At 65.0% G+C, this 12,500-nt stretch carries 12 protein-coding genes; 5 read left to right on the forward strand and 7 right to left on the reverse strand.

Going from position 1 to position 12,500, the window contains the following annotated elements:
* Positions 1–50: 50 nt before the first annotated feature.
* Positions 51–1,172: a branched-chain amino acid ABC transporter substrate-binding protein gene (locus SD196_RS07205; protein ID WP_331316340.1), complete on the reverse strand. Its 1,122-nt coding sequence runs from the start codon at positions 1,170–1,172 to the stop codon at positions 51–53.
* A 312-nt stretch (positions 1,173–1,484) separates the two neighbouring features.
* Here SD196_RS07205 and SD196_RS07210 point away from each other — a divergent pair, with 312 nt between their 5' ends.
* On the forward strand, positions 1,485–1,802 hold the full coding sequence (locus SD196_RS07210) for a DUF2288 domain-containing protein (protein WP_275610675.1): 318 nt from the start codon (positions 1,485–1,487) through the stop codon (positions 1,800–1,802).
* A 66-nt stretch (positions 1,803–1,868) separates the two neighbouring features.
* Positions 1,869–2,225, forward strand: a complete 357-nt coding sequence (locus SD196_RS07215; protein ID WP_275610676.1) for a DUF5064 family protein — start codon at positions 1,869–1,871, stop codon at positions 2,223–2,225.
* 265 nt (positions 2,226–2,490) lie between these two features.
* On the opposite strand, the gene phnE is transcribed toward SD196_RS07215, so the two are convergent.
* The 4 genes from phnE to SD196_RS07235 are packed head-to-tail and all read right to left on the reverse strand — an operon-like array spanning position 2,491 to position 5,754.
* Complete coding sequence (gene phnE / locus SD196_RS07220; RefSeq protein WP_331316338.1) at positions 2,491–3,261, reverse strand: phosphonate ABC transporter, permease protein PhnE; 771 nt, start codon at positions 3,259–3,261, stop codon at positions 2,491–2,493.
* Entirely contained in the window at positions 3,258–4,100 is an 843-nt protein-coding gene (locus SD196_RS07225; RefSeq protein ID WP_343574186.1) for a PhnE/PtxC family ABC transporter permease, read from the reverse strand. The genes phnE and SD196_RS07225 overlap by 4 nt, the downstream gene beginning before the upstream one ends.
* Entirely contained in the window at positions 4,094–4,900 is an 807-nt protein-coding gene (locus SD196_RS07230; RefSeq protein ID WP_343574183.1) for a phosphonate ABC transporter ATP-binding protein, read from the reverse strand. Before SD196_RS07230 ends, SD196_RS07225 begins: the two co-directional genes overlap by 7 nt.
* A complete protein-coding gene (locus tag SD196_RS07235) occupies positions 4,897–5,754 on the reverse strand; it encodes a putative selenate ABC transporter substrate-binding protein (RefSeq protein ID WP_275610680.1) in 858 nt (285 codons plus the stop codon). The genes SD196_RS07230 and SD196_RS07235 overlap by 4 nt, the downstream gene beginning before the upstream one ends.
* Before the next feature lie 169 nt (positions 5,755–5,923).
* On the opposite strand from SD196_RS07235, the gene SD196_RS07240 reads away from it, so the two are divergent.
* Both SD196_RS07240 and SD196_RS07245 read left to right on the forward strand, forming a co-directional pair.
* Positions 5,924–6,820, forward strand: coding sequence for an NAD(P)-dependent oxidoreductase (locus SD196_RS07240; RefSeq protein ID WP_343574178.1), 897 nt, complete (start codon positions 5,924–5,926; stop codon positions 6,818–6,820).
* Positions 6,817–7,605, forward strand: coding sequence for a hydroxypyruvate isomerase family protein (locus SD196_RS07245; RefSeq protein ID WP_416311224.1), 789 nt, complete (start codon positions 6,817–6,819; stop codon positions 7,603–7,605). Before SD196_RS07240 ends, SD196_RS07245 begins: the two co-directional genes overlap by 4 nt.
* On the opposite strand, the gene SD196_RS07250 is transcribed toward SD196_RS07245, so the two are convergent.
* Positions 7,588–9,750: a putative bifunctional diguanylate cyclase/phosphodiesterase gene (locus SD196_RS07250; RefSeq protein ID WP_416311225.1), complete on the reverse strand. Its 2,163-nt coding sequence runs from the start codon at positions 9,748–9,750 to the stop codon at positions 7,588–7,590. The two genes, SD196_RS07245 and SD196_RS07250, sit on opposite strands and share 18 nt — an antisense overlap.
* Positions 9,751–10,049: 299 nt before the next feature.
* Here SD196_RS07250 and SD196_RS07255 point away from each other — a divergent pair, with 299 nt between their 5' ends.
* Positions 10,050–11,708: a phosphoethanolamine transferase gene (locus tag SD196_RS07255; protein WP_275610684.1), complete on the forward strand. Its 1,659-nt coding sequence runs from the start codon at positions 10,050–10,052 to the stop codon at positions 11,706–11,708.
* 70 nt (positions 11,709–11,778) lie between these two features.
* Here SD196_RS07255 and SD196_RS07260 read toward each other — a convergent pair whose 3' ends face one another.
* Positions 11,779–12,231, reverse strand: a complete 453-nt coding sequence (locus SD196_RS07260) for a universal stress protein (protein WP_275610685.1) — start codon at positions 12,229–12,231, stop codon at positions 11,779–11,781.
* Positions 12,232–12,500 lie beyond the last annotated feature (269 nt).

Here is a 12,500-nt window from a genome sequence, read left to right on the forward strand (position 1 = left end):
TAAACAAAACCCACTGCGGGTGCAGTGGGCTTTGTGTGTCGGCGGGTGGCTTACTTGGCTTCGGTCTTGGTGCCGTCCTTGTGCCACTGGTAGACCACGAAGTTGAAGTTCTTCAGGTCGCCCTTCTCGTCGAAGGCCAGGTCGCCGGTGGGGGTAGCGAAGGTGTTCGCGCGCAGGGCTGCTGCAACCTTGTCGGTGTCTTCGCTGCCGGCTTTCTTGATGCCTTCGGCGATGACTTCGACAGCGGCGTAGGCCGGGAACACGAACGGACCGCTCGGGTCTTCGTTCTTGGCCTTGAAGGCGTCAACCAGACCCTTGTTCTTCGGATCCTGGTCGAAGGACTTCGGCAGGGTCACGTACAGACCTTCGGAAGCCGGGCCGGCGATGGCGGAGATTTCCTTGTTGCCGACGCCTTCCGGACCCATGAAGCCGACCTTCAGGCCCTTCTCGCTGGCCTGGCGCAGGAGCAGGCCCAGTTCCGGGTGGTAGCCGCCGTAGTAGACGAAGTCCACCTTGGCTTGCTTGAGCTTGGCGATCATCGCGGAGAAGTCCTTGTCGCCGGCGTTGATGCCTTCGAACAGCGGAACCTTGATGCCGGCGCCTTCCAGGGTCTTCTTCACGGCAGTGGCGATGCCTTCGCCGTACTGCTGCTTGTCGTGGATCACGGCCACGGACTTGGGCTTGATGTGCTCGGCGATGAACTTGCCGGCGGTCGGGCCCTGCAGGCTGTCCAGACCAATGGTGCGGAAGATCAGCTTGTAGCCACGGGAGGTGATGTCCGGGCTGGTGGACGCAGGGGTGATCATGATCACGCCTTCGTCTTCGTAGATGTCGGATGCCGGTTGAGTGGAGCTGGAGCAGAGGTGGCCAACCACGAACTTGATGCCATCGTTGACGACTTTGTTGGCAACGGCCACGGCTTGTTTCGGATCGCAAGCGTCGTCGTAGACCACGCCTTCCAGTTGCTTGCCGTCTACGCCACCAGCCTTGTTGATCTGCTCAATGGCCATTTTCGCGCCAACGAACTGCATCTCCCCATACTGGGCGACGGCGCCGGTCACCGGGCCGGCCAGAGCGATCTTGATGGTGTCGGCGGCCATGGAGTAGCTGGCAACGCCGGCGAGTGCCATGGCGGTGAACAGCTGGGAAAGACGCTGAGTACCCTTTTTCATAGTGCTCCACTCTTCTTGTGTTATTCGTTTTTTTTTGTAGTCCTGGTAGCCGAAGGCTGCCGAACCGGGATTGCCCCGGACAGGCCCACCGGCAACTGTACCGGTACAGTGTAGAGTGCCGCTTTACCGCTTGAAAAGCGGGGGGCGGCGGGCTGGCCGAGCGCATGTCGCATGATTGACACAAACGTACAGAAAAACGGCGCCTGCCAGATTTGTCCCTTAGGGTTTCCGTCATCCGGAAAGCAGCGTCCGAACCTTGCCTGGCGCGGCCTCGGCGCTATCATGGCGCCGATCGTTTACCAGGTGAGATCCATGACTGAACAAGCTAGCACCCTCTATGCCAAGTTGCTTGGCGAAACCGCGAAGATTTCCTGGCAGGAGCTCGCGCCCTTCTTCGCCCGCGGCAACTTGCTCAAGGTCGGGGCTGGCGCCGATCTGGTGGAGGTCGCGGTGGGCGTGGCCGAGGATGACAAGGCGAAGGTCGCCGGGTGGCTGGCCAGCGGTGAGCTGAGCAAGGTCGACGAAATCCAGGCGGAGGACTTCCTCGCCCGTGATCCGGAACTCTGGGCCGTGGTGATCGCGCCCTGGGTGCTGGTCCAGGAAAGAGTTCGAAAAGACGTCCTGCACTGACACAAGACGATTTCCAATTCATCTAGGCGCGCTAGACTGTCTGGATTCCATAGAAGGAGATTCGCCATGTTCGAACCGGGCCATCTGCACCTCCAGGCCATGCCAGGGCTGGACCAGCAGGAAATTGACGCTCACATCTACTACGAAATTCGCAAGGATGCGGAGAAGGGCACCTATGTGCACTTCACCATGAAAGGCGAAATCGACCGCAACGCCTTCAGCGAAGAGTGGGATATGCCCAAGGAGCAGGCCTTCAACTTCGCCAGCGATGCGACTCGCATTGCGCAGAAGCATGGCCTGCACCCGCGCTTTGGCGCCGTCGTGCGCAATCACAAGGAATACGACGCGATGTTCGAGGACATCCGTCAGAAACTGGGCACGCACTATGGCGACCCGGTGGACCTCGATGAGGTCATTCGCTGAGGCGAAGCGGACAGAATGTAAAAGCCCGGCCATGTGCCGGGCTTTTTTTGCGCGCCGATTCCTATAACAGCCTGACCGGGAGCGTAGGGCGTATAACGTTCGACGTTATACGCCGGTTGACCTTGGCTGCCGGCCGCACGGGCTTCGCCTGGCAACTGTCGCCCTCGACCAATGCGTCAACCGCCGATCCGGGTGAGTCGGCGTACAACCGCGAACGGTTGTATGCCCTACGAATACGCGGACAGCTGCTCCTACAAGAGTCGCCTCAATGGCTCACCCAGCGCTGCCGTGCCCAGGCGCTCAGCGTATCGACGCCCAGCACCAGCAACAGCATGGCGAGGATCACCGTCGCCGCCTGGGCCTGCTGGAACAGGCTGAGGCTGAAATACAGCATCTGCCCCAGGCCGCCGGCGCCGACAAAGCCCAGCACGCTGGCCATGCGGATATTGTTCTCCCAGCGGTAGAGCATGTAGGCCACCAGCTGCGGCCAGACCGCCGGCAGGGTGCCGTAGGCAAACGCGGCAACTCGTCCTCCGCCGGCCAGTCGCACCGCTTCGGCGGGAGCGGTCGGGGTATTTTCCAGCGCCTCGGCGAACAGCCGGCCGAGCACGCCACCGGTATGCAGCGCCAGGGCCAGGGTGCCGGCGTTCGGTCCCAGCCCGGCGGCCAGCACCATCAGCGCGCCCCACACCAGTTCAGGCACCGCGCGCAGGGCGTTGAGCAGCAGTCGCGACAGGCTCTGGCCGATGCGGCCGAAACGCCCGGCTGCCGGCAGCGCCAGCAGCATGCCAAGCAGCGCCGCGAGCAGGGTGCCGATGGCCGACATGGCCAGGGTTTCCAGCGCGCCGCGGCCGACGGCGGTGAGGTGCGACGCGGACAGGTCCGGGGAGAGGAAGTCCTTGGCGTAGTCGAGCATCTGTCCTGCCCCACGCGCACTGAACAGCCCGCCGGTATCCATTTCCAGATAGGCGAACGAGGCGACCACTGCGATCACCACCGCAAGCAGCCAGACCAGGCTGCGCAGCAATCCGCTCATTCGAGCCTCCCGCGCAGGAAGCGGCTGAGCAGGTCGGCGCCGAGCACCAGCACCAGGAAGGTCAGCAGGATGCTCGCCACCTCGCCGCCGGCGAACATGCGCAGCGACAGGTCGATCTGCTGGCCGAGTCCGCCGGCGCCGACGAAGCCCATCACCACCGAGGCGCGGATCGCGCATTCCCAGCGGTAGACGGTGTAGGAAATCAGTTCTGGCGCCGCCGAGGGCAGCACGCCGTAGGCGAAGGCTTGCAGGCGTGATCCGCCGCCCAGCAGCACGGCACGGGTCGGGCGCGGGTCCACCGATTCGAAGATTTCCGCATAGACCTTGCCGAGCATGCCGCCGTAGGTGATGGCGATTGCCAGCACGCCGGCGGTGGGGCCCAGGCCCACGGCACGGACGAACAATAGTGCCCAGACGATTTCCGGCACGCTGCGCAGCAGGATCAGCAGGCAACGCACTGGCCAGCGCAACGCGCGGGCCCACCAGGCGGGCAGGCCGCCGCGGGGCAGGGCGGAGATCGACAGCGCACGGGTGGCCAGCAGCGAGGCCGGGAAGGCGATCAGCCAGGCCAGGGCCATGCCGGCGGTGGCGATGGCCAGGGTTTCCAGCGTGGCACGCCCGAGCAGGCTGAGGAATTCGCCATCATGGGCCGGTGGCCAGAAACCGCCCAGGAAGCTGGCCATGGTCCGTGCGTTGTCGCCACTGAACAGGTTGGCGATGTCCAGCTCGGAAAGACGCAGGCCCGGCCACAGCAGGACCACGGCGAGCAGCGTGAGCAGCAGGCGCGGCAGCGCGGCGGGGTCGCGGGGCGGGCTCTTCGAGAACGCAGGGTTCAGCATCGCGGAATCTGCACCACCATCGGCTTGCCCACTGGTGAGGCGCTGTCCTGGCGGCCGAGTTGCTCATTGGCATAGAGCGCCCGCAGGTCGTCCGGGGTGACCCGTTCCGCCGGCTTGTCGAAGGCGATGCGGCCGTCACGGATGCCGACGATGCGTGGAAAGTGTTCCAGCGCCAGGTCCACCGCGTGCAGGCTGGCCAGCAGCGTCACGCCACGGTTCTGCGCCTCGCGGCTGAGCACCGCCAGTGTATGGCCGGCGAGCACCGGGTCCATGGCCGAGACCGGCTCGTCCGCCAGCAGCACTTCGGCCTGCTGGTACAGCGCGCGGGCGATGCCGACCCGTTGCAGTTGGCCGCCGGAAAGCTGGTCGCAGCGTTCGAACAGCTTGTCGCCCAGGTCCAGGCGTTGCAGTTCTACGCGGGCGCCGGCGCTGTCGACGGGGTAAAGCAGGCTGGCCAGGCTTTTGCCCAGCGACCACTGGCCGAGGCGGCCGGCGAGCACGGCAGTGACTACCCGTTGCCGCGGCGGCAGTGGCGGAGCCTGGTGCACCAGCGCGACGCGTGCGCGCAGGCGTTGGCGTGCGGTATCGCCCAGCGCCCAGGGCTGGGCGCCGAGCAGTTCGAAGCTGCCCGCCGAGGGTTTCAGGGCGGTGGCCAGGATTCGCAGCAGGGTGGTCTTGCCGGCGCCCGAGGGGCCGATGATCGCCACCCGTTCGCCGGCTGCGACCGCAAGGTCGATGCCGACGAGCGAATGCTGGCCGTTGGCGTGGATATGCTCCACGCCGGTCAGTTTCAGGGTCACTTCAGGAGGCCTGCGGCGCGCGCCGACTCCTCGATGCCCTTGTAGTTCTCAGGCTGGGTCTCGATGAAGCGGCTGGCCGCCTGCAGGTCGAGGATTTCCTTGTCGCGCGGCTTACTCGGGTCGAGGGCGAGGAAGGCCTTCTTGATCTTCTCGGCCAGAGCCGGGTCGAGGTTGCCGCGTACGGTCCAGTTGTAGTCGTAGTAGGTCGGGGTGGTGGCGAAGACCTTCACCTTGTTGGTGTCGACCTTGCCGGCGTCCACCAGCTTCTGCCACACGGAGGCGTTCAGCACGCCGGCGTCGACCTTGCCGGCCTGGACCCAGGCGACGGTGGCGTCGTGGGCGCCGGAGTAGGCCACGCGGGAGAAGAACTGCTCGGGCACCACGCCGTCCTTCTGCATGAAGTAGCGCGGCATCAGGCTGCCGGAGGTGGACGACACGGAACCGAAGGCGAAGGTCTTGCCCTTGAGGTCCTGGATCGACTTCACGTTCGGGTCGGCGGTGATGAATTTGCTGGTGAACTGCTGGTCCTGCTCGCGCTGTACCAGTGGGATGGCGTTGCCGGTCTTCAGGCGCGCCTGGACGAAGGTGAAGCCGCCCAGCCAGGCCATGTCCAGACGATCGGAGGCCAGGGCCTCGACCACGCCGGCGTAGTCGGATACCGGGATGAACTTCACGGGCATGCCCAGTTGTTCTTCCAGGTAGGCGCCCAGCGGCTTGAACTTGCGCAGCAGTTCGGTGGGGGCTTCATCGGGGATCGCCGAGACCTTCAGTTCTTTCAGGGCTTCGGCATGAGTAACGGATGCAGCAAAGGACAGCGCAAAGCAGGCGGCGAGCGCCAGGGTGCGTTTCAGCATGGAGCAGTCTCCGGTTCAATAGCGGAAAAAGCCTGGGAAGTTTAGCGGCGGTCTGCCCGCGTATTCTCCGACCTAGGGAATACGCACTGCCGGCAGGCTCGGCCTTGGGCCTCGCGGGGGTTAAGATGGTCGCCCCCGTGCCCGCTATTTTGCCTCACAGGAGTTACAGATGTCTGCCCTGCCTTCCATCGCCTTCGCCGGCCTCGGCCTGATGGGCGTGCCCATGTCCCGCCGCCTGCTCGCCGCCGGCTACCCGCTGACCGTGTGGAACCGTTCCGCCGGCAAGCGCGAGCTGCTCGCCGGAGAGGGCGCCCGGGCCGTGGAAACGCCGGCTCAGCTGTGCGCCGAGGCCGAGGTGGTGATGCTCTGCCTGGCCGATACCGCCGCCGTGCGCGAGGTGGTGTTCGGCGCCGGCGGGATCGTCGAGAGCGCCCGTGCCGGTCAGGTGCTGGTGGACTTCTCCAGTCTGGAGCCGGCCGCCACCCGCGAAATGGCCGCCGAACTGGAAGCCCGCACCGGCATGCACTGGGTCGACGCGCCGGTGTCCGGCGGCACGCCGGGCGCCGAGGCCGGCACCCTGGCGATCATGGCCGGCGGTCGGGTCGAGGACATCGAGCGCGTGCGGCCGATCCTGGCCAACCTGGGGCAACGCCTGACGCGCATGGGGGATGTCGGCGCCGGGCAGGTGACCAAGGTGTGCAACCAGATGATCGTCGCCTGCAACGCGCTGGTGATCGCCGAGGTGGTGGCGCTGGCGGAGAAGTCCGGTGTCGATGCCAGCCTGATCGCCCCGGCGCTGGCCGGTGGTTTCGCCGATTCCAAACCTCTGCAGATCCTCGCCCCGCAGATGGCCGAAAGTCGCTTCGAACCGGTGAAGTGGCACGTGCGCACGCTGCTCAAGGACCTGGATACCGCCGTCAAGCTGTCCCGCGAGGAAGGCTCGGCCACGCCCATGAGCGGCCTTGCCGCACAACTGATGCGCCTGCACGGCAGCCAGGGCAATCTCGAACGCGACCCGGCCACCCTGGTCGAGCAATACCGTCAGTCGAAGGAACCTCAAGCATGAAACTCTGCGCCAACCTGTCCCTGTTGTTCACCGAAGTCCCGTTGCTGCAGCGTATAGACGCCGCCGCCAAGGCCGGTTTCGAGGGCGTGGAGATCCAGTTCCCTTATGACGTGCCCGCGCAGGACCTGAAAGCCGCGCTGGACGCCGCCGGCCTGCCGCTGGTGCTGATCAACCTGCCCGTCGGTGACCTGATGCAGGGTGGCGCGGGTCTGGCCGCCGTGCCGGAGCGCGCGGCGGAGTTCGAGGCGGCGCTGGCCCAGGCGCTGGAGTACGCGCGCATCGTCAAGCCGCAGCACGTGAACGTGCTGGCCGGTCGTCTGGTCGAGGGGCTGGAGCGCGAAGTCGCCCTGCAGACCCTGGCCGAACGCCTGCGCGCTACCTGCGATGCGTTCGCCGGCAGTGGCACCGACGTGCTGATGGAAGCCATCAACTGCCACGACATGAAAGACTTCCTGCTCAACACCCCGGAGCACCTGCAGGACATGCTCGAGCGCGTGGCGCGGGAAAACCTGCGCGCGCAGCTGGACCTCTATCACATGGCGCGCATGGGTCTGGAACTGGTGGATTGCATCTACGCGCTGATGGGCCAGATCGGCCACGTGCAGTTCGCCGACTACCCCGAACGCGGCGAGCCGGGCTCCGGCGAAATGGACTTCGAGGTGCCGCTGCAAGTGCTCGACGATGTCGGCTACGACGGCTGGCTGGGCGCGGAGTACCGCCCGACCGGCACCACCGCCGACTCGCTGCGCTGGCTGTCGCGCTGGCGTTCAGGCCTGATTGCGTAGCAGGGCCGACTCGCCGTCCTCGTGGTAGGCGCCGAGGAAGTCCACCAGCGCGGAGAAGGGCAGGGGGCGGCTGAACAGGTAGCCCTGCGCCAGTCCGCAGTGGTTGTCGCGCAGGAAGGCCAGCTGCTGCGGGTGCTCGACGCCTTCGGCGATCACTTTCAGGTGCAGCTTCTGCGCCATGGCGATGATCGCCTGGGCGATCTCGCTGTCACGCTGGGATTGGGGCACGTCGCAGATGAAGGAACGGTCCACCTTCAAGGCGTCCAGCGGGAGCTGTCGCAGGTAGGACAGCGACGAATAGCCGGTGCCGAAATCGTCGATCGACAGGCTCACGCCCAGTTCGCGCAGGCGATTGAGCAGCGGGACGGCTTGGTCGATATTGGCCATCACCGCATTCTCGGTGACCTCCAGCTCCAGGTAGCGGGCCTCCAGGCCGGCGTCGTCCAGGGTGCGCTGCACTTCTTCCACCAGGCTGTCGCGCCCCAGGTTGCTGGCGCAGCAGTTCACCGCCACCCGCAGGTCGCCGAAGCCCAGGTCATGCAGGCGGCGCAAGTCCTTGCAGGCATGACGGAGCACCCAGGCATCCAGCGCGCCGATCAGGCCGTTGGCGACCGCCAGGTTGATGAAACGGTCCGGTGACAGCAGGCCGTGGACCGGGTGCTTCCAGCGCACCAGCGCCTCCAGTTGCTCCACTCCGCCATGGTCGATGCGCAGGATCGGTTGGTAATACAGCACCAGCTCGTCGTCCCATAGCGCCTTGCGCAGTTCCTCTTCCAGCTGCAGCTCCTGGGTGGCCTTGGTCTTGAGGTGCGGGCTGAAGAAGTGGGTGACGTTGCGCCCGTTGCCCTTTGACTGGTACAGGGCAAGGTCAGCGTGCTTGAGCAGCTCCTCCGCCTGCTCCCCGTCGTTGGGGAACAGGCTGATCCCCACGCTCAGGGTCATCACCAGGTTGCGCCCGGCGGTGGTGATGGGTTCCTTCATGCGTTGCATCAGGCGCTGGGCAAGGATGCGCGCTTCGTGATCCTCGCCAAGGTCCGCGAGGATGCAGAACTCGTCGCCACCGAAGCGGGCCAGCAGGTCGGAGCCGCGCAGGGCGCTGCGAATGCGTCCGGAAACGATGCACAGCAGCTCGTCGCCGGCGGCGTGGCCGAGGGAGTCGTTGACCCGCTTGAAGTGGTCCAGGTCCAGCAGGATCACCGCCATGCCCTGGCCTTTCTTGCGGTTGCGCTCCAGGCGCAGGGCGAACTCTTCGTTCAGTGCCGTGCGGTTGTGCAGGCCGGTCAGGCCGTCGAAGCGGGCCAGTTGCTGCAGGGAGGCATTGGCGTGGTCAAGCTGGCTGAGCAGGGTGTTGACCCGGTTCAGCTCGCTTTCCTTGCTCGACAGGCTTTCGTCGATCCAGGCAGCCCAGAGCCCGGCGAGTACCACCGCCAGGGCCAGCAGGCCGACCATCAGGCCGAGCTGGATGGCATTGCCCTGGGCCGCATCGGCCACCGGCACGACCCAGCTGGGCAACGTCAGGGTCAGCGCCGCCATGCCGGTAAAGTGCATGCCGGCGATGGCGCCGCCGAGCAGCAGGCTGGCGAGGATCTGGTAGATCCACTGGCGTTCCGCGGGCTGCCGGTTGAGGACGGGGGTGAGTACCAGCGCGGTGTAGGCCACCAGGATCGCTATCAATACCGACAGCGCCACCAGCGACGGGTCGTAGTGTTGCATCGGCGGCGCCTGGATGGCTGCCATCCCGGTGTAGTGCATGCCGGCGATGCTCGCGCCGATGCAGCAGGCGGCCAGTAGGTGCTGCAAAGGGCTGAGCCCGGCACGGATCAGCAGGCGCATCGCGATGACCGAGGTGCCAATGGCGATGAGCAGCGACAGCAGGGTCAGGCCGCTGTTGAAGTGCACCGGCACTGCCGGGCGGAAGGCGAGCATGGCGACGAAGTGCATCGACCAGATGCCGCTACCCAGGCAAATGCCGCCCACCCACTGCCAGCGTCGCGCGTGCTGGGGCGAGCGGAGCATCAGCCCGGCGATGCTCAGCGCAACGTAGCTGGCGGCACAGGCGATCAGGATGGACAGCAGCACCAGACCGGGATTGTGGGTGCACTCCAACAGCACAGCGTCGGGTACGGCGTCCTGCTGCCATTCCATAGCTGGGAGCTCCAAGTGTCGAGACGGGGCGAATTCGGTTCGATATCACTTTGATGTCAGTCTAGGGGGTGGCCATTACCCTGCAAGCCGTGACCGGGGATTCCGACAAAGTGAAGGAGCGCTGCCGACGTACGGTAGCGCGCGATGGAAACCACCTCTCAACTCTTGTTCATGTGTCAGCAGATGTAGCGGATTTGACGCTTTTTTGACTATTTTGCCGCTAGAGTGTCGCCGCTGGCCGGGTGGCCTTCTCAACCAACGTTTCCAATTCGACTTTTGCAGTTCAAGGAGTGCACTCGATGGCCGAGGGCAAACGCCGCCTCATCCCGCAGGTCAGTTCCACACGGCTGGTCCTCCTGTTTTCCCTGGCCTTGGTGCTGTTCTACAACGTCGCGACCTGGAAGGCGCTGAACAGCCTGGTACCGCTGGAGGGTGTGAAAGGCGCCGGGTTCTTCCTCTCCTTCGCGTTCTTCCTCTGGGCAGCCTTCACCCTGCTGCTGACGCTGGTGTCGTTCCGTCCGCTGCTCAAGCCGGCGCTGACCCTGGTGGCGCTGGTTTCCGCCGGTGCGGCCTACTTCATGAACACCTATGGCGTGGTCATCGACACGGTGATGGTGCAGAACGTGTTCGAGACCAACCCGGGCGAAGCCGCAGCCCTGTTCAGCGCGCGAATGGTCGGCTACCTGCTGGTGCTGGGCGTCCTGCCGGCGGCAATCATCTGGCTGACCCCGGTGAGCTATCGCCCGTTCTTCCGCGGTCTGCTCAACAAGGTCCTGGTGATCGTCGCTTGTGTAGCGGTGGTGGCGGTCTCCGTGGGCAGCTTCTATTCCACCTATGCACCGGTGTTCCGCCAGGAAGACAAGCTGACCCACTTCATCAACCCGACCAATTACATCTACGCGGTGGGCAAGTACACCAAGCAGCGCCTGGGCATCAAGGAGAACCTGGTGGTGCAGCCGATCGGCGAGGATGCCGTGCAGGCTCAGCGCGTGCGCGCCGATGGCAAGAAGTCGCTGATGATCTTCGTGGTCGGTGAAACCGCCCGCGCCGACCATTTCTCCCTCAATGGCTATGCTCGCGAGACCAACCCGGAGCTGGCGAAGCTCGACATCATCAACTTCGCCAACGTCAGCTCCTGCGGCACCTCTACCGCCGTATCGGTGCCCTGCATGTTCTCCAAGTTCCCCCGCGAGGACTACAGCGACAAGAAGGGCAAGACCTACCAGGGCCTGCTGGATATCCTTCAGCGCGTGGGCGTGTCCGTGCTCTGGCTGGACAACAACAGCGACTGCAAGGGCACCTGCCTGCGCGTTCCGAATCGCGACATTCCCAAGACCCAGCCCGGCCCGTTCTGCGATGGCAAGAACTGTCTGGACGAAGCCCTGCTGCAGGATCTGCAGGCCTACATCGACGGCCTGAAGGACAACGCCATCATCGTGCTGCACGCCGACGGCAGCCATGGTCCGGAGTACTACGACCGCTATCCGAAGTCCCTGGAGCGCTTCAAGCCGGTATGCCACACCAACCAGCTGGGTAGCTGCAGCAGCGAGGAGCTGGTGAACGTCTATGACAACACCATCCTCTACACCGACTTCTTCCTGTCCAAGGTGGTGGAACTGCTCAAGCGCAACGAAGGCCGCTTCGACACCTCGATGCTCTACGTCTCCGACCATGGCGAGTCGCTGGGCGAGAACGGCGTCTACCTGCACGCCGCGCCCTATGCCATCGCGCCGAAGGCGCAGACCCATGTGCCAATGGTGATGTGGTTCGGCAATGGCGCGCTGGGCGATCTAGGCATCGATCGCGGCTGCCTGGAGACCAAGGCCAAGGCCGACGAGCTGAGCCACGACAACCTGTTCCACTCGGTGCTTGGCCTGTATGAAGTGCGCACCAGTCTCTACCAGCCGGACCTGGACATCTTCCATTCCTGCCGGCGCAACATGACCGCCGCCCAGTAAGCGGGGGCGAGGCAAAAAGAAAGGCCCTGCGGCGAGCGCCGCAGGGCCTTTGTGTTTTTCAGGGCTGGAGTTACTTGTCGCGCACCAGCAGCACCGGACGGTTGCTGACGCGGATCAGGCCCTCGGCCACGCTGCCCAGCATCAGGCGGCGCACGCCACGACGGCCGTGGGTGCCCATGACGATCACATCCGCCTTGGAGGCATCGGCTTCGATCTCGATGCGCTCGGCGATCTCCTCGCTGGCGCGTTCCTGGCAGACCCGCTCGAACACGGCCTTGACCGGGAAATCGGCGACGTGCTCCTTGGCCTTGGCCAGGATGTCGTCGGCGGCCTTCAGTGCAGCTTCACGCAGCGGCTCGGGGTTGTAGTACACGGCGTAGTCGGGCAGGTGCCGCAACGGGCTGTCGACGATGGTGATGACGCGCAGCTCGCCTCCGCTCAGCTTGGCCAGCTTGGCCGCTTCGACCAGGGCACGGTCGGAAACCGGACTGCCGTCCACCGCTACCAGAATGCGCTCGTACATGATGTGTTCCTCAATGAGTGGCTTGGTAAGAAAACTCTATCCCTCCGAGGGCGAGATTCCCTTGCGCAGCGTCAATGGTAGTCGGTGTGTCCGAAAGTGCCGGGAATAGAGCGGTGTAACGGGGTGTTTCGGCATCGGGAGTTGCCGCGAGCGTAGGGCGTATAACGTTCGACGTTATACGCCGTTTGACCTTGACCCCAGGGCCTCCGAGGCCTGCCTTGGCGCGGGAGAGGGCCTCGGTGTAACCGCGAACAGAACCCCAAGAAAAA

Source organism: Pseudomonas macauensis (assembly GCF_047902425.1).
Classification (GTDB): domain Bacteria; phylum Pseudomonadota; class Gammaproteobacteria; order Pseudomonadales; family Pseudomonadaceae; genus Pseudomonas.

Bases quoted from the DNA above. Each gene is read 5' to 3' on its own strand.
- SD196_RS07255 (WP_275610684.1), top strand. From the start codon at position 10,050: ATGGCCGAGGGCAAACGCCGCCTCATCCCGCAGGTCAGTTCCACACGG.
- SD196_RS07205 (WP_331316340.1), bottom strand. From the start codon at position 1,172: ATGAAAAAGGGTACTCAGCGTCTTTCCCAGCTGTTCACCGCCATGGCA.
- SD196_RS07260 (WP_275610685.1), bottom strand. From the start codon at position 12,231: ATGTACGAGCGCATTCTGGTAGCGGTGGACGGCAGTCCGGTTTCCGAC.
- phnE (WP_331316338.1), bottom strand. From the start codon at position 3,261: ATGAGCGGATTGCTGCGCAGCCTGGTCTGGCTGCTTGCGGTGGTGATC.
- SD196_RS07215 (WP_275610676.1), top strand. From the start codon at position 1,869: ATGTTCGAACCGGGCCATCTGCACCTCCAGGCCATGCCAGGGCTGGAC.
- SD196_RS07210 (WP_275610675.1), top strand. From the start codon at position 1,485: ATGACTGAACAAGCTAGCACCCTCTATGCCAAGTTGCTTGGCGAAACC.
- SD196_RS07240 (WP_343574178.1), top strand. From the start codon at position 5,924: ATGTCTGCCCTGCCTTCCATCGCCTTCGCCGGCCTCGGCCTGATGGGC.
- SD196_RS07250 (WP_416311225.1), bottom strand. From the start codon at position 9,750: ATGGAATGGCAGCAGGACGCCGTACCCGACGCTGTGCTGTTGGAGTGC.
- SD196_RS07245 (WP_416311224.1), top strand. From the start codon at position 6,817: ATGAAACTCTGCGCCAACCTGTCCCTGTTGTTCACCGAAGTCCCGTTG.
- SD196_RS07235 (WP_275610680.1), bottom strand. From the start codon at position 5,754: ATGCTGAAACGCACCCTGGCGCTCGCCGCCTGCTTTGCGCTGTCCTTT.
- SD196_RS07225 (WP_343574186.1), bottom strand. From the start codon at position 4,100: ATGCTGAACCCTGCGTTCTCGAAGAGCCCGCCCCGCGACCCCGCCGCG.